Source organism: Telluria sp. LT1R51-2 (assembly GCF_059685775.1).
The window spans coordinates 3,381,626-3,405,343 of sequence record NZ_JCASIM010000001.1 but is presented as its reverse complement, the minus strand read 5'-3'; the positions used below and the strand labels follow the sequence as shown (position 1 = coordinate 3,405,343).

24 protein-coding genes and 1 other RNA gene are annotated in these 23,718 nt (G+C 64.6%); 9 read left to right on the top strand and 16 right to left on the bottom strand.

Going from position 1 to position 23,718, the window contains the following annotated elements; genetic code table 11:
• Positions 1–20: 20 nt before the first annotated feature.
• Both groL and groES read right to left on the bottom strand, forming a co-directional pair.
• The gene (gene groL / locus AC56LH_RS15105) at positions 21–1,667 is read right to left on the bottom strand and encodes a chaperonin GroEL (RefSeq protein ID WP_183555886.1); all 1,647 of its coding nucleotides are present in this window, start codon (positions 1,665–1,667) and stop codon (positions 21–23) included.
• Positions 1,668–1,706: 39 nt separating this feature from the next.
• On the bottom strand, positions 1,707–1,997 hold the full coding sequence (gene groES, locus AC56LH_RS15100; RefSeq protein ID WP_183555885.1) for a co-chaperone GroES: 291 nt from the start codon (positions 1,995–1,997) through the stop codon (positions 1,707–1,709).
• Positions 1,998–2,361: 364 nt separating this feature from the next.
• On the opposite strand from groES, the gene AC56LH_RS15095 reads away from it, so the two are divergent.
• The 5 genes from AC56LH_RS15095 (at position 2,362) to AC56LH_RS15075 (ending at position 4,601) form a co-directional block, all read left to right on the top strand.
• The gene (locus AC56LH_RS15095; protein ID WP_499647317.1) at positions 2,362–2,676 is read left to right on the top strand and encodes a hypothetical protein; all 315 of its coding nucleotides are present in this window, start codon (positions 2,362–2,364) and stop codon (positions 2,674–2,676) included.
• Positions 2,673–2,984, top strand: a complete 312-nt coding sequence (locus AC56LH_RS15090) for a cell division protein ZapA (RefSeq protein ID WP_482899960.1) — start codon at positions 2,673–2,675, stop codon at positions 2,982–2,984. The genes AC56LH_RS15095 and AC56LH_RS15090 overlap by 4 nt, the downstream gene beginning before the upstream one ends.
• 46 nt (positions 2,985–3,030) lie before the next feature.
• A non-coding RNA gene (gene ssrS / locus AC56LH_RS15085) (6S RNA) lies at positions 3,031–3,212 on the top strand.
• A 100-nt stretch (positions 3,213–3,312) separates the two neighbouring features.
• Positions 3,313–3,786 (top strand): EVE domain-containing protein, encoded by a 474-nt coding sequence (locus tag AC56LH_RS15080; protein WP_499647315.1) that lies wholly within the window; start codon positions 3,313–3,315, stop codon positions 3,784–3,786.
• A complete protein-coding gene (locus AC56LH_RS15075) occupies positions 3,786–4,601 on the top strand; it encodes a sulfite exporter TauE/SafE family protein (RefSeq protein ID WP_499648480.1) in 816 nt (271 codons plus the stop codon). The genes AC56LH_RS15080 and AC56LH_RS15075 overlap by 1 nt, the downstream gene beginning before the upstream one ends.
• Before the next feature lie 6 nt (positions 4,602–4,607).
• On the opposite strand, the gene AC56LH_RS15070 is transcribed toward AC56LH_RS15075, so the two are convergent.
• From AC56LH_RS15070 to AC56LH_RS15045, 6 genes are all read right to left on the bottom strand, one after another.
• Complete coding sequence (locus AC56LH_RS15070; RefSeq protein WP_499647313.1) at positions 4,608–6,794, bottom strand: xanthine dehydrogenase family protein molybdopterin-binding subunit; 2,187 nt, start codon at positions 6,792–6,794, stop codon at positions 4,608–4,610.
• Positions 6,791–7,270 (bottom strand): (2Fe-2S)-binding protein, encoded by a 480-nt coding sequence (locus AC56LH_RS15065; protein ID WP_499647311.1) that lies wholly within the window; start codon positions 7,268–7,270, stop codon positions 6,791–6,793. The genes AC56LH_RS15070 and AC56LH_RS15065 overlap by 4 nt, the downstream gene beginning before the upstream one ends.
• Positions 7,267–8,565: a c-type cytochrome gene (locus AC56LH_RS15060; RefSeq protein WP_499647309.1), complete on the bottom strand. Its 1,299-nt coding sequence runs from the start codon at positions 8,563–8,565 to the stop codon at positions 7,267–7,269. The genes AC56LH_RS15065 and AC56LH_RS15060 overlap by 4 nt, the downstream gene beginning before the upstream one ends.
• Before the next feature lie 77 nt (positions 8,566–8,642).
• Positions 8,643–9,452, bottom strand: a complete 810-nt coding sequence (gene lgt / locus AC56LH_RS15055; RefSeq protein WP_482899955.1) for a prolipoprotein diacylglyceryl transferase — start codon at positions 9,450–9,452, stop codon at positions 8,643–8,645.
• A gap of 2 nt (positions 9,453–9,454) precedes the next feature.
• Positions 9,455–10,360, bottom strand: a complete 906-nt coding sequence (locus tag AC56LH_RS15050) for a LysR family transcriptional regulator (protein WP_183555877.1) — start codon at positions 10,358–10,360, stop codon at positions 9,455–9,457.
• A gap of 95 nt (positions 10,361–10,455) precedes the next feature.
• On the bottom strand, positions 10,456–10,680 hold the full coding sequence (locus tag AC56LH_RS15045) for a TIGR04438 family Trp-rich protein (RefSeq protein ID WP_499647307.1): 225 nt from the start codon (positions 10,678–10,680) through the stop codon (positions 10,456–10,458).
• 178 nt (positions 10,681–10,858) lie between these two features.
• Here AC56LH_RS15045 and AC56LH_RS15040 point away from each other — a divergent pair, with 178 nt between their 5' ends.
• The 3 genes from AC56LH_RS15040 to bluB all read left to right on the top strand — a co-directional run bounded on the left by AC56LH_RS15040 (position 10,859) and on the right by bluB (position 12,309).
• Positions 10,859–11,167, top strand: a complete 309-nt coding sequence (locus AC56LH_RS15040) for a c-type cytochrome (protein WP_499647305.1) — start codon at positions 10,859–10,861, stop codon at positions 11,165–11,167.
• A 126-nt stretch (positions 11,168–11,293) separates the two neighbouring features.
• Complete coding sequence (locus AC56LH_RS15035; RefSeq protein ID WP_499647303.1) at positions 11,294–11,668, top strand: (2Fe-2S) ferredoxin domain-containing protein; 375 nt, start codon at positions 11,294–11,296, stop codon at positions 11,666–11,668.
• A gap of 5 nt (positions 11,669–11,673) precedes the next feature.
• Positions 11,674–12,309, top strand: a complete 636-nt coding sequence (gene bluB / locus AC56LH_RS15030) for a 5,6-dimethylbenzimidazole synthase (RefSeq protein ID WP_499648478.1) — start codon at positions 11,674–11,676, stop codon at positions 12,307–12,309.
• A gap of 28 nt (positions 12,310–12,337) precedes the next feature.
• Here the strand turns inward: bluB and AC56LH_RS15025 are convergent, their stop codons facing one another.
• A complete protein-coding gene (locus AC56LH_RS15025; protein WP_499647301.1) occupies positions 12,338–12,751 on the bottom strand; it encodes a BLUF domain-containing protein in 414 nt (137 codons plus the stop codon).
• A 231-nt stretch (positions 12,752–12,982) separates the two neighbouring features.
• Between AC56LH_RS15025 and katG the strand changes: the two genes are divergently transcribed.
• A complete protein-coding gene (gene katG / locus AC56LH_RS15020) occupies positions 12,983–15,241 on the top strand; it encodes a catalase/peroxidase HPI (protein WP_499647299.1) in 2,259 nt (752 codons plus the stop codon).
• 47 nt (positions 15,242–15,288) lie between these two features.
• Here katG and AC56LH_RS15015 read toward each other — a convergent pair whose 3' ends face one another.
• From AC56LH_RS15015 to AC56LH_RS14985, 7 genes are all read right to left on the bottom strand, one after another.
• The gene (locus AC56LH_RS15015; protein WP_499647297.1) at positions 15,289–16,425 is read right to left on the bottom strand and encodes a branched-chain amino acid ABC transporter substrate-binding protein; all 1,137 of its coding nucleotides are present in this window, start codon (positions 16,423–16,425) and stop codon (positions 15,289–15,291) included.
• Positions 16,426–16,685: 260 nt separating this feature from the next.
• Positions 16,686–17,756 carry a CHAD domain-containing protein gene (locus AC56LH_RS15010; RefSeq protein WP_499647295.1) on the bottom strand — a complete coding sequence of 357 codons (1,071 nt, stop codon included), beginning with the start codon at positions 17,754–17,756 and terminating at the stop codon, positions 16,686–16,688.
• A 194-nt stretch (positions 17,757–17,950) separates the two neighbouring features.
• Complete coding sequence (locus AC56LH_RS15005) at positions 17,951–20,107, bottom strand: NHL repeat-containing protein (protein ID WP_499647293.1); 2,157 nt, start codon at positions 20,105–20,107, stop codon at positions 17,951–17,953.
• Positions 20,108–20,237: 130 nt separating this feature from the next.
• On the bottom strand, positions 20,238–20,573 hold the full coding sequence (locus AC56LH_RS15000) for an H-NS histone family protein (RefSeq protein WP_183555866.1): 336 nt from the start codon (positions 20,571–20,573) through the stop codon (positions 20,238–20,240).
• Positions 20,574–20,717: 144 nt separating this feature from the next.
• Positions 20,718–21,152, bottom strand: coding sequence for a DUF2486 family protein (locus AC56LH_RS14995; protein ID WP_499647291.1), 435 nt, complete (start codon positions 21,150–21,152; stop codon positions 20,718–20,720).
• On the bottom strand, positions 21,149–21,574 hold the full coding sequence (locus AC56LH_RS14990; RefSeq protein ID WP_499647289.1) for a DNA polymerase III subunit chi: 426 nt from the start codon (positions 21,572–21,574) through the stop codon (positions 21,149–21,151). Before AC56LH_RS14990 ends, AC56LH_RS14995 begins: the two co-directional genes overlap by 4 nt.
• A 58-nt stretch (positions 21,575–21,632) precedes the next feature.
• A complete protein-coding gene (locus AC56LH_RS14985; RefSeq protein WP_499647287.1) occupies positions 21,633–23,708 on the bottom strand; it encodes a M3 family metallopeptidase in 2,076 nt (691 codons plus the stop codon).
• Positions 23,709–23,718 lie beyond the last annotated feature (10 nt).

Here is a 23,718-nt window from a genome sequence, read left to right as displayed (position 1 = left end):
CGCCCGGACCGCCCCGGCAATTACATCATGCCGTCCATACCGCCCATACCGCCCATGCCGCCCATACCACCCATGCCGCCGGCTGGCTTGTCTTCCGACAGTTCCGACACCATGCAATCGGTGGTGAGCATCAGGCCGGCGATCGACGCTGCATTCTGCAGTGCCGAACGGGTGACCTTGGCTGGATCCAGCACGCCCATTTCGACCATGTCGCCGTAGGTGCCGTTGGCAGCGTTGTAGCCGTAGTTGCCGGTGCCGGCCAACACTGCTGCAACGACGACCGATGGCTCTTCGCCGGCGTTCTGGACGATCATGCGCAGTGGCTCTTCCATTGCGCGCAGGACGATCTTGATACCAGCGTCCTGGTCAGGGTTGTCGCCCTTGACGGTGATGTTGGCACGGGCGCGCAGCAGGGCCACGCCGCCGCCGGCAACGATGCCTTCTTCCACGGCAGCGCGGGTAGCGTGCAGTGCATCTTCAACGCGTGCTTTCTTTTCTTTCATCTCGACTTCGGTGGCTGCACCGACGCGGATCACGGCAACGCCGCCGGCCAGCTTGGCCACGCGCTCTTGCAGTTTTTCGCGGTCGTAGTCCGAGGTCGCTTCTTCGATCTGGGCGCGAATCATCTTGACGCGGCCTTCGATCGATTCAGCCTGGCCGGCGCCGTCGATGATGATGGTGTTTTCCTTGCCGACTTCGATGCGCTTGGCCTGGCCCAGCTCTTCGAGCGTGACCTTTTCGAGCGTCAGGCCGACTTCTTCAGCGATGACCTGGCCGCCGGTCAGGACAGCGATGTCTTCCAGCATGGCCTTGCGACGGTCGCCAAAGCCCGGGGCCTTGACAGCGACGGTCTTCAGGATGCCGCGGATGTTGTTGACGACCAGGGTCGCCAGCGCTTCGCCGTCGATGTCTTCTGCGACGATGACCAGTGGACGGCCAGCTTTCGCGACTTGTTCCAGTACCGGCAGCAGGTCACGGATGTTCGAGATTTTCTTGTCGCACAGCAGGACGAATGGGTTTTCGTGCACAGCGACTTGCTTGTCCGGGTTGTTGATGAAGTACGGCGACAGGTAACCGCGGTCGAACTGCATGCCTTCCACGATGTCCAGCTCGTCGTTCAGCGACTTGCCGTCTTCCACGGTGATGACGCCTTCCTTGCCCACTTTTTCCATCGCTTCAGCGATGCGCTCACCGATCGAGGTTTCCGAGTTGGCCGAAATGGCGCCGACTTGTGCGATCTCTTTGGTGGTGGTGGTTGGCTTGGCGATCTTGCGCAGTTCTTCGACGGTGGCAGCAACTGCCTTGTCGATGCCGCGCTTCAGGTCCATCGGGTTCATGCCAGCGGCAACGAACTTCATGCCTTCGCGAACGATGGCTTGTGCCAGCACGGTCGCGGTGGTGGTGCCGTCACCGGCGTTGTCGCTGGTCTTGGACGCAACTTCCTTGACCATCTGCGCGCCCATGTTCTGCAGCTTGTCTTTCAGTTCGATTTCTTTGGCGACCGAGACACCATCCTTGGTGACGGTCGGCGCGCCGAACGAGCGCTCGAGCACGACGTTACGGCCTTTTGGGCCCAGGGTGACTTTGACTGCATTGGCGAGGATGTTGACGCCTTCGACCATCTTGGCGCGCGCTGCGTCGCCGAATACTACTTCTTTAGCTGCCATTTGTTATTTCTCCGAAATGTTCGTGAATGGGGTCAGAAATTACAGTGCGACGATCGCGAGAATTTCTTCTTCGCGCAGCACCAGCAGTTCCTGGCCATCGATCTTGACGGTCTGAGCGCCATACTTGGAGAACAGCACGCGATCGCCGACTTTCACTTCCAGAGGGCGGAGCTGGCCGTTATCTTGCACTTTACCGTTACCAACGGCGAGAACTTCGCCTTGGTCCGGCTTCTCTGCCGCGGCATCAGGGATGATCAGGCCGGACGCAGTCTTGGTTTCCTGGTCGAGACGCTTCACGATTACGCGATCGTGCAGAGGGCGAAGGTTCATGCAAAACTCCTTAATATTCAATGGTTTAACTGGCGTTTTTGACGCCGTCGCAGCAATTTGATGATGCTGCGCCGGTCTGCAAAGAGTTGTTAGCACTCTCAGCTAACGAGTGCTAATTATAGGGACGATACCCTGTCATTTCAAGGCGCATGATGGCGAAATCATTTTAAACATGTGATATAGCGCAATGATGACATTGGCATTCTCACAAGCTGTGGCAAGCTTCATTCGACCCGGGTGAAACGACAGGAGGCCGGCAGCGTACACTGCCAGCCACATTGACGCCGCACGCCAGATTGTCATTACTGCCGCACGGCAATCCGCACCGGTTGACGGAAAAAGCAACTCGATCCTATAGTGTCGGATGATTTCCGAATTCCAAGACCTTTCAGACAAAATCGACCGGCTTGCGCAACTGACCCAGTCGTTGCGCGCCGAGAATTACCTGCTGCGCCAGGCCAATACACTGCTCAGCGCCGAGAACCTTGCGTTCAAGGAGCGCCTGATCGAAGCGCAGCGCCGCGTCGAAGCCCTGCTCGACGAGCTGCCAAAGCCGCCGGATGAGACGGTTGACGAGGCCGGGCCTGTCGACGCTGCATCAGCCGACGGCGCACCGCCCGATCCGACAGCGCCGATCCCGCCGCATCCCGGTCACGCCCGAACCGAGGGGGCACGATGATTTATCTCGACGTACATATCATGGGCCAGTCGTACCGTTTGTCCTGCCGCGATGGCGAACAGCGCACGCTGCGCGAAGCCGTGAGTTATCTCGACAGCAAGATGTGCCAGCTGCGCGATTCGGGCAAGGTCAAGGGCACCGACCGCATTGCCGTGATGGCAGCGCTGAGCGTGGCCGCTGAATTCCTGTCGGTGAAATCGCCGCAGGGACCGCTGTCGGACATGTCGATCCTCGAGGTCAAGCAAAAGCTCGAGTCGATGCACACGGTGCTGGACCGGGTTTTGGCCGACCAGGAAAATCTGGCCTGAAAGGCCGAATCCGTTTGACAGGGCCGGGCAAAGGAGTAAACTCGTTCCTGCCCTGCGGTGTTCGAGATTTGCCATATATTCCTTGAACCATTCTTACGCATAGGTCGTGGAACAAGTTCGATGGGTGTGAGCGTCGCTAGTCCGACGAACCCGAAATTGATCTGACCGTGACCGCCTTGAACCGTTGTGGTTCAGGATGCCGGCAAAAACGGCACAGGCGGGGACTAAACATACAAGCGGTTGCGCACTCGGTACGCAGCCGCTTTTTTTTATGTGCTCATTCGTTGATGCATCCGGCGCATCGTGTGCTGGCAGGGAGAACAGCGCGATGCGCTATTGGTTGATGAAATCCGAGCCCGACGAAGTCAGTTTCGACGACGTCCTGGCCGCCCCCGGCGCCACCGTGGCCTGGTTTGGCGTGCGCAACTACCAGGCGCGCAACTTCATGCGCGACGCCATGGCCGTCGGCGACGGCGTGCTGTTCTACCACTCGGGCGGCAAGCTGCCGGGCGTGGCCGGCATCGCCGCCATCGTCAGCGGCCCATACCCCGACGCCTCCCAGTTCGACGCTGCCAGCCATTACCACGATCCGAAGGCCACGCCGGAGACGCCGCGCTGGGTGTCGGTCGACGTCAAGGCAGTTGAAGCGGGCCGCTTCGTGCCGCTGGCCGAACTGCGCACGGTGGCTGCGCTGGAAGACATGGTGCTGCTGCAGAAGGGTAGCCGGCTGTCGATTTCGCCGGTCACGAAGGCCCAGTACACGGCGATCGTTGCGCTGGTACGCGGCAAGGGCGCGACATGATGGCGCCCGCATTCGATCCGCTGCTGATCCTGGCCCTGCTGGCGATGGGCGCGTTTGGCGGCTTTGCGGCCGGTCTGCTCGGCATCGGTGGCGGCATGATCCTGGTCCCGTTCATCACGATGATCTTCACGGCGCGCGGCTTTCCCGATGAACTCGTCGTGCATATGGCGATCGCCACGTCGCTCGGCACCATCTTCTTCACCTCATTGTCGTCGGTGCGCGCGCATCACAAGCACGGCGCCGTGCTGTGGCCGATCGTGCGCCTGTTCACGCCCGGTCTTCTGGTTGGCGCCTGGGTCGGCCCCTGGATCGGCAAACAGATGAACACCTCGGTGCTGGCGTTTTTCTTTGGCTGCTTCGTGGCGTTTTCGGCGACCCAGATGCTGATCGGGAAAAAGCCGGCGGCAGCGCGCGAGCTGCCCGGCAAACCGGGCATGTTTGCCGCCGGCGGCGTGATCGGCATCCTGTCCGGGATCGTCGGCGCGGGCGGTGCGTTCATCTCGGTGCCGTTCATGACGCGCTGTAATGTGCGCATCCATAACGCGGTGGCCACCAGCGCGGCGCTGGGCTTTCCGATTGCCCTGATGGGCACCTTGTCGAACGTGTTTTACGGCTGGGGCGAGCCCGGTCTGCCCGCATGGTCGCTCGGCTTCATCTATCTGCCGGCGCTGGCGATCATCGTGGTGGCCAGCATGGGCCTGGCGCCGCTCGGCGCGCGCACCGCGCACAAGATGCCGGTGCGGCAGTTGCAGCGCATCTTCGCCATCATCCTGTACGCGCTGGCCACTTACATGTTCTGGAAAGCCTTCAACTAGCCGCCACTAGGCTTTGCGCACCCGCGCGCGATCCAGCGGCAGGTCGCGCATGCGCAGGCTGCAGGCGTCGAACACCGCGTTCGCAATCGCCGCTGCCGCCGGGCCCTGGGCCGCTTCACCGGTGCCGAGGAACGGCTGGCCGGGGCGGTCGATCAGGTGCACATCGATCTGCTCCGGCGCCTGGGCAAAGCGCAGGATCGGGTACGACGCCCAGTCCACCGTCAGCACGCGCGACGCATCGAAGCGCACCTGTTCCAGCAAGGTCCAACTGGCCGACTGGATGATGCCGCCCTCGATCTGGTTGCGCACGCCGTCCGGGCTGACGATTTCGCCGCAATCGACGGCGCTCACTGCGCGCGTGATGCGCACCAGGCCCGTCTCGCGCGCCACTTCGACTTCCACTGCGATCGCGCAGTACGATGCCAGGTTTTTATAGCGCGCGAACGCGAAGCCGCGCCCGCGCCGGGCAGGGCGCCGGTAGCCATCCCAGCCAAACTTCGCTGCCGCCAGCTTGACCACGTCGAGCGCGCGTGGATCGTCCAGATGCCGCAGCCGGAACGCGACCGGGTCGCTGTTCGCGGCGCGCGCCAGTTCGTCCATGAAGCTTTCGATGGCAAACACATTGCAGTAGGCGCCCAGGCCGCGCAGCGCCGACGAGCGCAGGACCGGCTTTGGCTGGAAGTGGTGCACCACGCGTGCATTGGGCAGCACGTAATACGGAATCGCATTGCGGTCACCGCTGCCTTCGGGTTGCGGCGCAGGCTTGGCGACCGGCGGGGCAAACGGGCGCGCCAGGTGCGTGGCCGCCAGCAGGTTGCCGGCCTTGCCGGGGCGCGTATTGTGCGGCGGCGTGAAGACGTCGTGCTGCCAGTCGGCGATGCGGCCCGTGCTGTCGAGCGTGGCGGCCACCTGCACCACCATCGCCGCGCCGAACGGCTCCCACGCGTGTTCTTCTTCGCGCATCCACTGCACGCGCACGGGCCGGCCGGGCAGGGCGCGCGCGAGCAGGATGGCGTCGGCCGCGACATCGTCGGCGCCGTTGTGGCCATAGCAGCCCGACCCTTCGACGTGGATGCAGCGGATCGTGTCTTCGTTCACGGCGATCAGCTCAGCCAGGGCGGTGCGCAGCGGGTAGACACCCTGTGCGTGGGTCCAGACCGTGTAGCGGCCGTCGACCAGTTGCGCCACGGCGCACGAGGGGCCGATGGAAGCGTGCAGCTGGAACGGGCGCGTGTAGCGCGCAGCGAACTGGCGGCCCGCCGATCCGGCGGCGCCACGCGCCAGAATCGGCAGCGCCTCGGCGGGCTGGGCGCGGATAAAGGCATTCACGTCGGGATGCACTGGCAGCGACGCCGGCGTCTCCCAGCGCGTCGCGCGCGCCAGCGCCGTTGCCGCCTTCACGGCGCGGTACTCGCCCTCGGCGATCACGGCGAGAAAGCGCCCGTCCTGCACCACCTTGAGCACGCCCGGCAGGCGTTCGATCGCGGCGACATCGACGGCGATCAGCCGCGCTGCCTGCGACGGTGGCCGCACGATCCGCGCATGCACCATCTGCGGCAGGCGCAGGTCTTGCACGTAGGCGACGCCGCCGGTGACCTTGGCCGGAATGTCGACGCGCGGCACCGACTTGCCGATTGCCGTGCGCGGGCCTGGCGGGGGCGGCGCCGCGGTCGGCGTGGCGCGCAGGTGCAGTTCCTGGCCCGTCACCAGCTGGCCGAACGTGACGCGCCGGCCGCCCGCGCTGAATGCGCCATCCTTCAGCGCCAGGCTGCCCACGGGTGCGCCCAGCCGCGTGGCAGCCAGTTCGCCCAGGCGCATACGTACCTGGCCGGCCGCATGGCGCAGCGCCGTGCCGCTGTCCTTCATCGAATTGCTGCCGGCGGTGATGCCTTCGTCCGGGGTGCGCGCCGTGTCGGCAGTAACGAGCTGCAGCCGGCCAGACGCCAGGCGCAGTTCGTCGGCCACTACCTGCAAGAGCGCGGTCTTGATGCCTTGGCCCAGTTCGGCCTTGCCGGTAAAGACGGTGATGCGTTCATTGGCCTCGATGCGGATCCAGGCGTCGAGCCAGGGTGACTTGTCCAGGCTCTTGGGCAGTTCGCCAGGGGCGGCAAAGGCGCTTGCCGGCAGCGCGAAGGACAGGGTCAGGGCGCCGCCGCCAGCGAGAAATGCGCGGCGGCCGGTATCGATCGTCATTGCTTGCCCTTCGCTGCCAACGTATTGGCGGCGCGCCGTACGGCGCGCAGGATGCGCATGTGCGTGCCGCACCGGCACAGGTTCGGCGACATGTGGGTGCGGATCTGGGCGTCGGTCGGCGCGGGCGTCTTTTCGAGCAGCGCCGTGGCCTGCATCAGCATGCCGGCGATGCAGTAGCCGCACTGGGCGGCCTGCTCGTCGATGAAGGCTTGCTGCAGCACGCCTGGCGTGGTGGCATTGCCCAGGCCTTCGACCGTGCGCACCGGCCGCTGGCCGACGACGGACACCGGCACCATGCAGGACATCGCCGGCTTCCCATCCAGCAGCACGGTGCACGAACCGCACTGGCCCAGGCCGCAGCCGAACTTGGCGCCATTCAGGGCCAGCTCATTACGCAGCACGTACAGCAGCGGGGTGTCGGCATCCTGGTCGACGGCATGCACCTTGCCGTTCACTTGCAGGCGGTAGGTCGTCATTCTTTGCTCGCTTTGCGCACGGCCTTGTCCAGATCGGGCCACACGGGTTGGTTCGCGCCATATTTGCGCAGGTAGGCTGCTAGGGCGCCGGTCTGTTCGTCGGTCAGGATCGTTTTAAAGGCCGGCATGAAGCGCGACGGCTCGCCATCGGGCGGCGTGATGCCATCCAGCGTGATGTGAATCAGGTCGCGCGGGTCGGGGTCGTACAGCGCGATCGCCTTTTGCAGCGGCAACGCGGTGCCGGAACTGGCGTCGCGCCCGGCGTCGTGGCACCGCGCGCACGAATTGGCGTAGACGGCGTAGCCGAGCGTCATGCGCTGCAGGTCGGGATCGTCCTTCGCAGGCTTGGGCAGCGGGCCGGCCTGCTGCGCCGGTGTCTTGCGCGGCGGCGCCTTGGCCAATTGGCTGTGGGTCCAGGCGGCCAGCGCCGCCACGTCGCGTTCATCCGCTTGCGCCAGGTGCGTGACCACATCCTGCATTGGCCCCGCCGCCATCGCGTGATCGTGCGCGACGCCGGTGCGCAGATACGCGTGCAGTTGTTCGCGCGTCCATGGCAGGGGCGACGGCGAATGTTCATTCAGCGCCGGCGCGTACCAGTCATCGGCTTCGCCGCCGCCAAGCTGCTTCTTCAGATCGGGGCCGCCCAGCAGCGTGCGCGGCGTGTGGCAGGCCGCGCAGTGCGCGACGGCGTCTGCCAGGTACGCACCGCGGTTCCATTCGGCCGATTGCCCGGCGACCGGCTGCCAGGGCGCATCGTCCAGGTACAGCACGTTCGAGAACGCCACCAGCGGGCGGAATCCGAACGGGAAGGTCATCCGGTTCTCGCGCGCCGGCGCCACGATCGCGGGGCGCGTCATGAAGTAGGCGTACAGGTCCTGGATGTCGCCATCGGTCATGCGTACATAGTGGTTGTACGGGAAGGCGGGATACAACAGGTGACCATCACGCGCGACACCTTCGCGCATCGCGCGTGTAAAAGCCGCTTCGCTCCAGGCGCCGATGCCGGTGGTGGTGTCGGGGGTGATGTTGGTGCTGTGGACCGTGCCGAACGGCGTGTTCATCGGCTTGCCGCCAGCGAAGGGCCGCGCCAGATCCGGTGTGTGGCACGACGCGCACATGCCAAGACGCGCCAGGTTGGCGCCGCGTTCGATGCGGGTGGTGTCGAAGGATGGTGGTGTGAGCTGCGGTGCCAGCGCGGGACGCCACATGATGGCAAACGCGATGCCGGTAGCAACGATGACGGCTGCGAGCAGCAGCCACCAGCCGATATGTCGTGTGCGCCGGACTTGAACCATCGGGACTCCATATAGAGGAGTCCCATTGTGGATGCAGCGAGGGTGGGCGCTCTGTGCGTTCGCCCACCCAGGGGGACTTATGCCGTCACGGGGCGCGCCGGCGCTTTGCGATAGGCCCACACCAGCATGGCCAGCGCGCCAACGATCATCGGCAGCGACAATACCTGGCCCGACGTGATCGGCAAGCCGAACACGGTGGTTTCCCAATCCGGCACGCGGAACCATTCGGTGAAGAAGCGCGCGCAGCCATACAGCAGCGTGAACATCGCGCCCACGGCCAGGCGCGGACGCGCTTTGCGCGCGAACATCCACAGGATGATGAAGACCAGCACACCGTCGATCAGTGCCTGGTACAGCGGCGACGGATGGCGCGGACCAGCCACGCCCGGCCAGATCATCGCCCACGGCAGGCTCGGGTCGGCCAGGCGGCCCGGCAGTTCGGCGTTGATGAAGTTGCCCATGCGGCCGGCGGCATACCCGAGCGGCACGAGCGGCGCGATGAAGTCGTACACGTCGAGGATGTTGCGGCGGCGCTTGCGGGCCCACAGCGCCATCGCGATCAGCACACCCAAAAAGCCACCGTGGAACGACATCCCGCCGCGCCAGATCATGAAGATCTCGAGCGGGTGCGCCAGGTAGTACAGCGGCTGGTAGAACAGCACTTCGCCCAGGCGGCCGCCGAGAATCACACCGAGCATCCCGTAGAACAGCATGTCGTCCAGGTCATCCTTGGTCCAGCCCTGCACCGCCACGTGCGGCATGCGGATGCGCACGCGGCCCAGCATGATGAACAGGGCAAAGGCGACCACGTACATCAGGCCATACCAGTGGATTTGCACCGGCCCGAGCGCGAGCGCGATCGGGTCCGGCTGCGGATGAATCAGCATAATCAGTCTTTCTTCAATAGGTCGAGGAAGCCCTTGAGGACGGGCGAATCGTTATCGCGCCGCCATGCCAGGCCCGTTTCGGCCAGCGGCGCGGCATCGCGCAGGGCACGGTATTCTACGCCGGGGCGCATCAGGTTCGACACGGATTGTGGCACAAGTGCCAAGCCCATGCCGCCGGAAACCAGGCTGACGATGGTCTGCATCTGGATTGCCTCCTGCCCGATCGTGGGCACCACGCCGGCGGCGCGGTAGCAGGCCAGGATCGCATCGTGCAGGCTAGGCGCCACCGTGCGCGGGAAGATCACCAGCGGCAGCGGGGGCAGGTCGCGCAGCCACACCGGTCCCGGTGCGGCCAGCGCTGCCAGCCCGCTGGGCGCGCACAGCACGAGAGGTTCGTCGAGCAGCTTGCGGTAGTCGAGCGCCGGATCGGCCATGCCGGCCGGTGCGCCGGGCTGCAGCGGGATCACGAAGCCGGCATCGATGCGGCCGGACAGCAGGTCGTCGAACTGCACGTCGGACGTCGCCTCGTGCAGCACCAGGCGCACGCCCGGGAATGCGGCGCGGTAGCGGCGCAGCACGTCGGGCAGCATGCCAAGGCCCGCCGTGGACACAAACGACAGCGCCAGGCGGCCCGCCTCGCCGCTGGCCGCGCGCCGCACCAGTTCGGGCAGGGCGCCGGCTTCGTCGAGGATGCGGCGTGCTTCGGGCAGCAGCGCGCTGCCGGCCGCCGTCAGGCCGACCATGCGGCGGTTGCGCAAGAAGAGGGGCGCGCCGAGCAGGTCTTCGAGATTGGCGATGCTTTGCGAGAGCGGCGGCTGCGTCATGTGCAGGCGCTGCGCGGCGCGGCCGAAATGCAGCTCTTCGGCCACGGCGACGAAATGGCGCAGCTGGCGCAGTTCGGGATGCATTGATGGAGGTAATGAATGGACAGGACTCGGTGAGTTGTCCAATGTATCACAGCAAGGTGGTCACAAGCCCTGCGGCTGGCGGCAATGCGGTCGTGCTAGCGGCGTTTTTCCATCGACTTTTTCACGCGGTCGGCGCGGCGCTGTTCATCGACGTCGTGCGCCTTGCGCTTGTCCAGGCCAAGCGCCTTTTCGATGTACTCGAACCAGATGAACGCGACGACCATCAAGCCGATGATGTACCACCAGGACAGGTCGGCGAAACGCCAGACTTCAAAGCCGCGCAGGGCGGCGAGCAGGGCGATCAAGAGGATGAGGGGCATGGTGAGAACTCCTTGTAGCCACACATCTTACGGCGTAAATGATGCTGGTGGGAAAATCTGGCAGTTTTCTGTTACACCGTATGAGCAAATGTGGTGATCGCGTTACAGAGTGTATCGCTTGCAGAAGGTCTGGAGGATTGCCGGTAAAATTCACTCAGTTATTAATCCGGAGAATGCCATGAAGCGGTCCCTGTTGTTGTGTGTCGTGCTGTCGGCGTTTGCGTCAGGCAGCGCCCTGGCCCAGGCCGATCTGGCCAAGGCCAAGAATTGCATGGCCTGCCACACGTCGGCTACCAAGTTGGTCGGGCCTGCCTACAAGGACGTCGCCGAAAAATACGCCGGCCAGAAGGGCGCCGAAGACAAGCTGGTGCAGAAGGTGCTCAAGGGCGGCTCGGGCACCTGGGGCCCGGTCCCGATGCCGGCCAATCCGCAGGTCAGCGAAGCCGAAGCGCGTTCGCTGGTCAAGTGGGTGCTCGCGACCAAATAAGCCGTCCGGCTGCTGCACGACATAAAGCGCGCCTGCGTGAGCAAGGCGCGCTTTTTTATGGGCGGTCGCACAGGCGGCGTGGTGTAAGATCGCCCCTTGTTCGCCTGCCACCCACCTGACCAACGGATGATCACCATCGATTCCCCTGCACCCGATACGCCCCGCCAGGTCGTCAAACCGACCATCGGCGTCTACCGCCGCCACCTGCTCGTGTGCACCGGCCCTCGCTGCAACGCCGATGGGGCTGCACAGGCGCTGTTCGACAGCCTGGGCGAAAAGTTCAAGGCCAGCGGTCTGGATGGCGGCCCGCTGCGCGTCAAGCGCAGCCGGGTGAGCTGCTTTGCCGCGTGCAAGGGCGGGCCGATCGTCTGCGTCCACCCGGACGGCACCTGGTACTACAATGTCACGCCGGACAATATGGACCGCATCATCGACCAGCACCTGTGCAACGGTGAGCGTGTGGAAGACCTGGTATTCCACCAGGCAGGCATCGAGGCATGACGACAATGGCGCACCGCTTCGACGACGCCCAGGTCGACGGCGTCTACCGCGCCATCGCCGAGCGGCGTGACGTGCGCCACTTCATTCCTGGTGCGATCGACGAGGCGGTGCTGCTGCGCCTGCTGACGGCGGCGCACCAGGCGCCCAGCGTCGGCATGATGCAGCCGTGGCGCTTCATCCGCATTGCGTCAACGCCATTGCGTGAGCAGATCTGCGCGCTTGTTGAAGCGGAGCGCGCGGCCACTGCCGACGCCCTGGGCAAGCGTGGCGCCGAATTCATGCGACTGAAGGTCGAGGGCTTGCGCGAATGCGGCGAGGTGCTGGTCGTGGCACTGATGGACGGGCGCGAGCGGCACGTGTTCGGACGCCGCACGCTGCCCGAGATGGACCTGGCCTCGGTGTCCTGCGCGATCCAGAACATGTGGCTGGCGGCGCGCGCCGAAGGCTTGGGAATGGGGTGGGTGTCGCTGTTCGATCCCGACCAGCTCGCGGCCTTGCTCGGGATACCGGAAGGCGGCAAGCCGGTGGCGATCCTGTGCCTCGGGCACGTGGCCGCGTTTTATCCGAAGCCGATGCTGGAACTCGAAGGCTGGGCTCAGCGTGGAACGCTGGGCGATTTTGTGACGCTCGACCGCTGGTAGCGAGCGCCGCTGCGGCATCAGCTCGGGATCAGCTTGCGAACATCTTCAGTAACGCCACTGCCGGGGCTGCTGCGCCGATCCGGCGATTGGCTTGCGCCGCTTCCAGCACCTCCACCAGTTCATCGTATTTGTCGGCCTGACGATCGTTCAGGTTGATCATGTTCATGCTCCAGCGTGGGAACGTACGGAACTTGGCTGGTTCGTTGTACAGAACGCGCGAATTCTTGTGGCGCGGATCGAGTTCGATCTTGTGGTACAGCTTGTCGAGCGTCGTCACCGGGCCTTCCAGAACCTGCAGGAACCAACCGCCGTTGTAAAACAAGCTTCCAGTCACGTCGAGTGGAGCATTGTTGTTTTTCGCCGTATCCTGAATGGCGGCGAGGTCGGCAGGGGACATCTTGCGGGTAGCCTGGCTGACGTAGACGAGTTGGTTGATCGACATCGAGAAGTTCTTTCTGATTGGAAAGAAAGAAAGATAACGCGCAAAAACGTGGTTGTCGATGTAATGTTGTCGTTTGGAAAGTAAGGGCGGTTCAAAAGTGCGTATGCCAGAATCTGCGGTGAATCTACCGTGCGACAAACCGCTATCGCATCCATCAACATTGCCAATCCATGAACGCCCGAAGTTTCCCTATAATTTTGTCAAATCTTACCGACCAGACAGGAGAAACAAATGAGTGTGGACAATATCCCGGCCAAGTGCCCGTTCAGCGGCGCAGCCGGCACCGGCACCACCAATCGCGACTGGTGGCCAAAGGCACTGCGTCTCGATCTGCTGGCACAGCATTCGACCAAGTCCGACCCGATGGGTGGCGACTTCGATTACCGCGCTGCCTTCAACAGCCTCGACCTCGAGGCAGTCAAGGCCGACCTGGCCAAGGTGATGACGGATTCCCAGGACTGGTGGCCGGCTGACTTCGGTCACTACGGCGGCCTGTTCGTGCGCATGGCATGGCACAGCGCCGGCACCTACCGCATCGGCGACGGCCGCGGCGGCGCTGGCCGCGGCCAGCAGCGCTTTGCACCCCTGAACAGCTGGCCTGACAACGTCAGCCTCGACAAGGCACGCCGGCTGATCTGGCCGGTCAAGCAAAAGTACGGCGAGAAAATCTCGTGGGCCGACCTGATCATCCTGACCGGTAACGTCGCTCTCGAAACGATGGGCTTCAAGACCTTCGGCTTTGCCGGCGGTCGCCAGGACGTGTGGGAACCCGATCTCGATGTGTACTGGGGCCGCGAGAACAAGTGGCTGGGCAGCGACGAGCGCTACACGGTGGGTTCGCCCGGCGTCGAAGGCCGCGGCGTTATCGACAAGGACGACGACAGCGAGATCACCCATTCGCGCGACCTCGAGAACCCGCTGGCGGCAGTGCAGATGGGCCTGATCTACGTGAACCCGGAAGGCCCGGACGGCAAGCCCGACCCGGTCGCATCGGCGCGCGACATCCGCGACACGTTCGGCCGCATGGCCATGAACGACGAAGAAACCGTGGCGCTGATCGCCGGCGGCCACACCTTCGGCAAGACGCACGGCGCCGGTCCGTCCGAGCACGTCAAGGAAGAGCCGGAAGCAGCCGGCCTGCATGCCCAGGGCTTCGGCTGGCAGAACAGCTTCGGCAGCGGCAAGGGCCCGGACACGATCACCAGCGGCCTCGAAGTCACCTGGACCAGCACGCCAACCCAGTGGGGCCACGACTACTTCACGTACCTGTTCGGTCACGAGTGGGAACTGACGAAAAGCCCGGCCGGCGGCCACCAGTGGATCGCCAAGGACGCCGATGCCACCGTGCCGGATGCGTATGACGCTGCCAAGCGTCACCGCCCGACGATGCTGACGTCCGACCTGGCCCTGCGCATGGACCCGGCCTACGAGGCGATTTCGCGTCGCTTCCTGGAAAACCCGGACCAGTTCGCGGACGCCTTCGCCCGCGCCTGGTTCAAGCTGACCCACCGCGACATGGGGCCGCGTGCCCGCTACCTCGGCCCGGAGGTCCCGGCCGAAGTGCTGATCTGGCAGGATCCGGTGCCGGCTGCTGAAGGCGCGGCGATTGACGACGCCGATGCCAAAGCCCTGAAAGACAAGGTGCTGGCATCCGGCCTGGGCATCGGTGAGCTGGTGTCGACGGCGTGGGCCTCGGCCGCAAGCTTCCGCGGCTCGGACAAGCGTGGCGGCGCCAACGGTGCACGCATCCGCCTGGCCCCGCAAAAGGACTGGGCCTCCAATGAGCCGGAGCAACTGGGCCGCGTGCTGGCGCAGCTCGAAAGCATCCAGGGCGAGTTCAACGGGGCGCAGACGGGCGGCAAGAAAGTGTCGCTGGCTGACCTGATCGTCCTGGCCGGCAATGCAGGCGTCGAGGCGGCAGCCAAGGCGGCAGGCCACGACATCACCGTGCCATTCACGCCGGGCCGTACCGATGCGTCGCAGGAGCAGACCGACGTAGAATCGTTCCATGCGATGGAACCGGTGGCAGATGCCTTCCGCAACTTCGAGAAAGCCCTGTACAGCATCCCGGCTGAATCGTTGATGATCGACCGCGCGCAGTTGCTGACGCTGACCGCGCCGGAAATGGCGGTGCTGGTGGGTGGTCTGCGTGTGCTGGGCGCCAATACCGGCGGCAGCGCCGATGGTGTGTTGACGCAGCAGAAGGGCGCGTTGACGAATGACTTCTTCGTCAACCTGCTCGACATGGCCACTGAATGGCGGCCGACGACGCGGCCTGGCCAGGGCGTCGAACGCTTCGAAGGCCGCGATCGCAAGACCGGCGAGAAGAAGTGGACCGCGTCGCGCGTCGACCTGGTGTTCGGCTCGAATGCGCAGCTGCGTTCGATCTCGGAAGTGTATGCCAGCGCCGACGCCGGCCAGAAGTTCGCGAAGGACTTCGTGGCGGCCTGGACCAAGGTGATGGAGCTGGATCGCTTCGACGTGAAGTAATGCTGGACTGACGTCCTACCCGGCGCCTGCGGGCGCCGGGTTGTCGTTCAGCGGATCACATCCATCCGCGTACGCTTGCCGCCCTGGTAGGTGTACAGCGTCAGCGCGCCATTCAGGATGTCCCCCGACGGGTCGAACTGGATCGTGCCGGTCACGCCCTCGTACTTGATCTTCTTCAGTTCCGGCAGGTACTTTGCCGGCTCCGACGATTTCGCATTCTGCATGGCGGTCGCCATCACCATCACCGAGTCGTACACATACGGCGCATACAGCTGCACTTCCTGGCCCGTCTTCTGCTTGAAGCGTGCGCGGAACTCGGCCATCTTCTGCTCTTGCGCGCCTTTCACGCCACCGGCTTCGGCGCACACCACCTTGCCATCGCCCACCGCATCGCCTGCCAGGCGGCCCAGCGCTTCGGTGCACATGCCGTCGCCGCCCATGAAGCGGGCCGTGATGCCCAGCGCCTTCATCTGCTTGAGCATCGGACCGGCCACCGCATCCATGCCGCCAAAGAAAATCAGGTCGGGCTTCTTGGCGCGAATCGCCGTGAGGATGGCGGTGAAATCGGTCGCGGTGGCGCTGGTGAACTGCTTGTCGACGATGCGCACGCCGGGGCCGCGGGCGGCTTTTGCAAATTCGGCAGCCACGCCCTGGCCATAGGTGGTGCGGTCGTCGATGATGGCAATATTCTTGACCTTGAGCGTCTCGACCGCGTATTTGCCGAGCGTGCCGCCAAGCTTGGCGTCGTTGGCCACCACCCGAAACACGCCGGGGAATTTTTGCTTCGTGAACTGGGTTGCGGTGGTGGCCGGCGAGACCTGCACCAGGCCGGCGTTGTGATAGATGCGCGAGGCCGGCACGCTGGTGCCCGAGTTCAGGTGACCGACGATGCCATTGACCTTGGCGTCGACCAGTTTCTGGGCCACGGCGGTACCCTGTTTCGGGTCGCTCGCGTCGTCTTCGGCCAGCAGTTGCAGCGTGACCTTCTGGCCGTTGATGGTGAAGCCTTTGGCGTTGAGTTCATCAATCGCCATGCGCGCAGCGTTCTCGTTGTCCTTGCCCAGGTGCGAATTGGGTCCCGACACCGGGCCGACGTGCCCGATTTTGACGACCTGCTGGGCGCTGGCGCCGCCGGCGAAGGCAAGGGCGATGGCGAACGGGATAAGCCTGGTGCAAAACTGCATGGAAAGTCTCCGCAAGATGGTGATGGTCACAACGCCGCAAACGTGGCGCAAGGCCCGTTACATGGCGACGTTACAGCAAATCACAGGCGGCGCAAAGTGATCAGCAAGCGATAAACCAGTGACGAACAACGGCGCGGCGCGGCGTGCACCGGGGCAGTGCGGCGCTGCGAAACCGCGGTACGCGCATGGTGCAAACGTAGCGATGCCCCGCACACTGGCGGGGCATCGGATGGCCATGCTGTCAGCGTGGCCGGTGTGAATCAGCGCGTGATGCGGCGCTTGGCGACGTCGGCCAGCACTTTCGACAACCCCTGCGCATCGGCTTGCCCCGTCGCTGCGATATAGCCGCGCACATAGGCCGCCTGCTTGGCGACCTGACTGCTGCCACCCTTGAGTTCTTCGAGCAGCTGGTCGGCCACGGCCAGGTCGTTCAGCGCGCCCAGGCGATCCTGCAGCTTTTCAAGGTGCCCGAGGTAGCGCTTGACGCGCTGCGCCGGCAGCAGATCGCGGAAGAACTCTGCCGCATAGCGCGCCTTCTTGGCGGCGATGCGCACACGGTGACGGCCCGGTGCGTCGGCTTCATCCAGCCCGTCGATGCGCTTGGCCAGGCGCTTCTCGGCTGCGCGCAGCAGGGGCAGGGCGCTTTTCGCGGCGCGCTCTTGCAGCGGCGAATCCTTCGGCAGGCCGCCTTCTGGCTGCCAGCGGCGTTCGCTCAGCCAGTCGGTCAGTTGCGCCATCAATTCGGTGTAGCGCGCATCGCGCAGCACGTGCAGGATCTGCGCGTGGTGGCCCGTGGCGCGGTCGTGCGCGGCCTGGCGCAGCGCCTGCGCATCAATGCCCGGCACGCGCTTGATGGTGGAATCGGCCAGCACATCCCAGTCGCGCGCGGGTCCGAGTTCACCGGACAGCCACTCGACGCTTGCATGCAGCGGCACCGGCGGCGGCGCCAGTTCTTCGAACATCGCGAGCAGCGCGCGCAGGCGGCGCAGACCGACGCGCATCTGGTGCAGACTTTCGACATGCTGTTTCAGTACGCCCGGCACGTTTGCTTCGATCTGGGCCACACAATTGAGGCCAATGGCCTGGAATGCATCTTCGAGCGTCATGCGCCCGCGCAGGTGGACCGGCTCGGCCTTGACGGCGCCGATCGGGGCTGGTTTGACTTCTGGCGCTGGCGCTGGCTCTTGCGGCAGCGGCTGGTCCGTTTGCGGTTCGTCGGCGGCATCGGCCACGTCGGTCGCCTCTGTAATGGTAATTGCGTCCGTCAGATCGGGCGTGGCAACCGCCGCGATCTCGGGTGTCAGGTGCTTCGTTTTGTGGTGCTTGCTCATGCTGGTGCCTCTCGTGGACAGTGGATGAGTCCATCATACGCCTGAGCACTCATCCGTTCACGTCTCCATGACAGGCACGTGACATGGCGCACGGCAAGGCAGGCCGGCCTACTTGCCGATCCGGTAAATCACGTCCACGCCCTGCACGAATTTTTGCACGCCTACCAGCCATGCGCGGCTCGCTGCCAGGCGCTCTACTCGATCACGAACGCCAGATCGCGACCGTTCTGCGCCACCTGGCCCGCATAGTCGGCGGCGTGGATGCGCAGCAGGTACTCACCCGGCGCCAGGTCGGCGATGCGCCAGCTGCCCGTTTCGATCCTGCCATCGCGCAGGCGGTTGTTCAGCGCATAGTCGAACTGGGTCGATGCGCTGCCGTAGACCGTGATGCCGCTGGTCGGCGCATAGACCGCTTTCACGGCGTCAGGATTGCGCGGCAGGCGGTCGTAGACCTGCGTGATGACGGGTTGTTCGAAGCCGGGCAGCGGCGTGCCGTCGGCGCGCAGCACCTGGTAGCCCAGCTTGTACAGGCCCAGCTTGCGGCGCGCCAGGTTGCCATCCACCTGGTCGTAGGCGTTCACGACGATCTGCAGCTCGCCCAGCGTACGGTCGAGGCGCAGGAGCTGGCCCTTGTTCGCCGTGATGCGTTTGCCGGCAGTGTCGTACAGCGCGATGCGCGAGATCGTCGGCGTCACCGTGTCGACGAAGCCGGTGAACGGCAGCGTGAGCGCATTGACGAGCGAGCCGCCCTGGTAGTAATCGAGGTGCACGTGCGCCAGCGCATTGAGCGTGCCGAGCTTGTCGCCGACGGCAAAGCGCGTGCCGCGCGGCACCCGCACGCGCACGGCCTTGCCAGTGGGTTTGCCATTGGCGGTTTCTTCACGCTGGATCTGGAAGCGCGGATCGAGCGCGCGGCCCTGCGGATCGCGGCCCACGCGCATGTGGATGTACGACAGCGGCCCCACGCTCATGCCTTCGCCGAGGTTGTTGAACCCCCAATTGGCATACGGATCCGTCACCTTGGCCGGCAGGATCGCCAGCACGGTCGCGCCGACGTCGCCCCGTACGTCCAGGCCCGCGTGGAAGTGGTCGCGGCTGTCGCCGCCATACGTGCCGCGTACTTCGCCCATCACGCCCACGACTTCATGGACCGTGTCTTGCGGGCCAAGCGGCCAGGGCATCGGTTCGGTGCGCCGTTGCAGCGCCGGGCGCGCCAGCACCGGCGCGGCTTCACCCGCGCGCGGCGGCGCCAGGCGGTGCAGGCGATGGGCGTTGGCGTCGGCCACCACCAGGCTGCCGTCGCGCGCCACCGCGATGCCGCGTGGGCCGTTGAGCTGCACGGTGCCATCGCTGCCGAAACCGTTCGGCTCGAGCGGGTGGTCGGTGTCCTCCAGCGGACGGAATTCGCCCGTGGGCGTCATCTGCAGGATGCGTCCGCCGGCACTGGCGACGATGTACAGGTAACCGTCGCGCGTGACGGCCAGACCCACCGGGCGCCGCAGCGCGGGGCGGCGCTCGGCCTCGGGCGGCAGCGCGAGCGTATCGACCGTGCCGTTGGGGCGCAGGCGGCGCACCGCGTTGTTGCCGGTGTCGGCGATGTACAGGTTGCCGTCGTGGTCGACGGCCAGCGCGCTCGGGGTATCGAACGCCGCGGCCGGGCCGGGGCCGTCGAACAGGTTCGGCTTGCCGGTGCCGGCCAGCGTGGTCACCGTGCCATCGGGGGCAATGCGGCGGATGCGGTCGTTGTAGGTGTCGGCCACGTAGACGATGCCGGCGTCGTCCACCGCGATGCCCACCGGGCCGTTGAACTGGGCGGCACGGCCGATGCCATCGACATAGCCGGGACTGCCGTTGCCGGCCAGGGTCGTCACGGCGCCACCCGGCGCGATGCGGCGGATCGCGTGGTTGCCCGTGTCGGCCACGTACAAGTTGCCCAGGTGGTCGAGCGCGATGCTGGACGGCGTGTTGAACGCCGCGGCCGCGCCCGGGCCATCGACAAAGCCTTCCTTGCCACCGGCCAGCGTCGAGACCGCGCCATCGGGCTGGACGATGCGGATGCGGTTGGCCTCGCCCCCGTCGGCGACATAGATCGCGCCGCGCGGGCCGATGGCCACGCCGTACGGATCGCTGAAGCGGCTGGCGGGTGCTGCGCCGTCGAGCACGCCGTCCTGGCCGTCGCCGGCCAGCAGGTGCACGCGGGCAGGCCAGAATGGCTGCGTTTTGGCGACGGGGGCGGTCAGTACCGGGGTGGCGCCGCTGTGGGGTTCGACCCGGTCAGTGAACCAGAAGACGGTGCCGACGGCCAGGATGGCGGCGCCGGCGAGTGCTGCGATGAGGGGAGTGCGTTTCACGACGACGACCGGCTGATTGCTGAAGTTGCAATCTTAGCCGAAACACGCCAATGGATGGGGCGGGCAGAAATGCGAACGCCGCCGGACGAACGTCGCGGCGGCGTGCAGGTCGTGCGTGGTACTGAAAGGCTTAAATGCGCAGATCGTCCAGCGACTTGCCCTTGCCCAGTGCGTCGACAACCCATTTAGGTTGACGGCCACGGCCGGTCCAGGTCTGGGTATTGTCCGCCGGGTTGTGATATTGCGGATTGACTTTCGCGCCGCCGCCCGTCTTCTTGGCTTTGGTACTGCCGCCCTTGGCCAGCAGTTCCTCGACCGAGATGCCCATATTCTGGGCGATCTCGAGAATTTGCTCACGCGCTTTTTTGACGTCTTGCTGCTGGCGGTTTTTGATCTCCTTTTCGATATCGAATTGAAGACCTTTCAGTTCGGCGAGGTTATAACCCGACAGATTGATGTTTGCCATTTTGTTTCTTCCTTGATTAGGTGATTCGATTCGTTTCGAAGGGCCGCGCAGGGATTTTACTATTGAATCGTCAAATTGGAATGACAATCGTGCGCGGGGTTAATTTCGAATCAAATGAAAGGCAGAACGGCATGTGGAGCGGGTTTATTTTTCCAGCATTCTGATGTGTGCAATTTCTTGGGAAACTGCGCGCGTCACGACGTCGTTCAGCGTATCGCCGAGGCTGTTGCGAATATCGGCCGAGAAACTGGTCATTGCTTTGTCGACGGCATCGGCAATGCCATCGCGCAGGCGCTGTTCGAGCACGAAATCGATCCGGCCCTGCAATTGCTGCAGGATGCGCTCAGTGACGCGCCGCTCCATCACGCTCCATTGCTCGCCGCTCCAATGGTCGACGGCGCGCCGTTCCAGCGCCTCTGGCGCATCCTCAAGCGCGGCCACCACGGGCGCAGGCGGCGGCGGGGCTTCGGCCTCCACCACCGGCGCCGGCTGCGCCAGCGGCGCGCCCGGCGCGGTTGGTTCCGCGAATACTTCGGTCAACACGGGAATACTGGTATCGAAAGCGGGATCGTGGCTCATGATTGTCCTGCGACGAAGTGGGTCAGCGGATAGGATTCTTTTTTATACGCGATATAGCGTTTGCGGCCTTCGGCGGCGTCTTCTTCATCGATCGAGATAATTTCAAACACACGCGCAAATTGCGTGAAGTTGCGCGGCCTGCGGCGCGTCAGGTTCACGAGCATATCGTGGTGCGGCAGTTCGCTGTCTTCATTATCGGTAATCACGATCGGCGTTTGCGGTGCCAGCCCGTCGCCGGCCATCACGTGCGGAATGAAATCAGTATCCGACACGGTCCACATGGCGGCATTCAAGGCGTCGGCTTGTTCGGGGCTATCGGCCAGCACCACGATTTTGGCGCGCGCGCCATATGCCTTGCGCGCAAGGCGGCAGGCATAGGCCAGCTTATCCGGGATATTGGTATGAAAGTCGATGCGGGTCATGGGCGCTTATGGAAAATCGGGAGTGCGCTGGCACTCCCGACAGGGTCAATCCAATTGGTCAGGCATTCATGCCGCTATGGCGCAGCAAGGCGTCGATCGAGGGTTCGCGGCCGCGGAACGCCTTGAATGAATCGAGCGCCGGGCGCGAACCGCCCACCGCCAGAATCTCGCGCTGGAAGCGCCGGCCCGTTTCGAACAGGTCGGCGCCGCCATCGACGACGGCTTCTTCGAATGCGGCATAAGCGTCGGCCGACAGCACCTCGGCCCACTTGTAGCTGTAGTAGCCGGCCGCGTAACCGCCTGCGAAGATGTGGCTGAACGAATGCAGGAAGCGGTTGAACGATGGCGGCGTGATCACCGCAAAGTTGCGGCGCACGTCGTCGATCAGCGTCTGGACTTGCCCGTTGTGCGCATCGAAGTCGTAGTGCAGGTGCATGTCGATCAGCGAGAACTCGACCTGGCGCAGCGTCTGCATTCCGGACTGGAAGTTCTTCGCGGCCGTCATCTTGTCGAACAGCGCGCGTGGCAGCGGTTCGCCCGTTTTCACGTGCGCCGTCATCTGCTGCAGCTTGTCCCACTCCCAGCAGAAGTTTTCCATGAACTGCGATGGCAGTTCCACCGCATCCCATTCGACGCCCGAGATGCCCGAGACCGACAGTTCTTCGACTTCGGTCAACATGTGGTGCAGGCCATGGCCGAATTCGTGGAACAGCGTGGTCACTTCGTCGTGCGTGAACAGCGATGGCTGCAACACGCCGTCTTTCATCGCCGGCGGCGTGAAGTTGCAGACCAGGTAGGCCACCGGCGTCTGCACGGCGCCGCCGTGGAGCAGGCGGCGCCCGCGCGCATCGTTCATCCACGCGCCTTGCGCCTTGCCGGCGCGCGCGTACAGGTCGAGGTAGAACTGGCCGACCAGCTGGCCGTCACGCTCGATGCGGAAGAAGCGCACGTCCGGGTGCCAGGTCGGTGCGTCGTCCGGGCGCACGGTCACGCCGAACAGTTCCTGGATCACGCCGAACAGGCCGGCAACCACTTTCGGCTCAGGGAAGTATTCCTTCACTTCCTGGGCCGAGAACGCGTAACGCTGCTCGCGCAGCTTTTCAGAGGCGAAGGCCACGTCCCACGATTGCAGGTCGTCGATCGCCAGCTCGTCACGGGCAAACGCGCGCAGTTCGGCCAGGTCTTTCTCGGCGTACGGGCGGGCGCGGCGCGCCAGGTCTTCGAGGAATTCGATCACGTGCTGCGGGCTTTGCGCCATCTTGGCCACCAGCGAGATATCGGCAAAGCTGCCGTAGTCGAGCATCTTCGCTTCTTCATTGCGCAGTTGCAGCAACTTGACGATGTTCGACGAGTTGTCCCACTTCGCGACATCGGTAAACATGATGCCGGCGTCGGACGCCTTGGTCGCGGTGGCGCGGTAGATCGTTTCGCGCAGCGCGCGGTTGGTACTGAACTGCAGGATCGGGAAATACGACGGGAAGTGCAGCGTGAACAGCCAGCCGGTCTTGCCATCGCGTTCGGCGGCGGCCTTTGCAGCAGCCTTTACGTCGTCCGGCAGGCCGGCCAGTTCGGCTTCGCTGTCGACCACGAGCTTGTAGTCGTTGGTGGCATCGAGCACGTTTTCAGAAAAGCGCGTCGACAGTTGCGACTGCTGTTCCTGAATTTCGGCAAAGCGTTCTTTTTTATCGGCGGCGAGCTCGGCGCCGCCCAGGCGGAAGTCGCGCAGTGCATTCTCGACGATGCGCTTGCGGGTGTCGCTCAGCGCGGCAAAGCCCGCGCTTTCGCGCAGCTGCTTGTATTTGGCGAACAGCGCCTCGTTCTGGCTCAGCGCGGTCGAGAACTCGACGACCTTCGGCTGGTTCTCGTTGTAGGTGGCGCGCAGCTCGGGGGTGTCGACCACATGGTTCAGGTGGCCGACCACGCCCCAGGCGCGGCTCAGGCGCTCGCCGACCTCGTCGAGCGGGGCCAGCGTGGCCCAGGTAACCTCATCCAGCGGCGCCTCGAGCTGCGCCACGACGGCGTTCGCCTCGGCGATCAGACTGTCGATGGCGGACGTGACGTGTTCGGGCTTGATCGCGTCAAAGCGCGGCAAGTCGGAAAAGTCGAGGAGGGGATTGCTCGTTTCGTTCGTCATCAATAGTCCT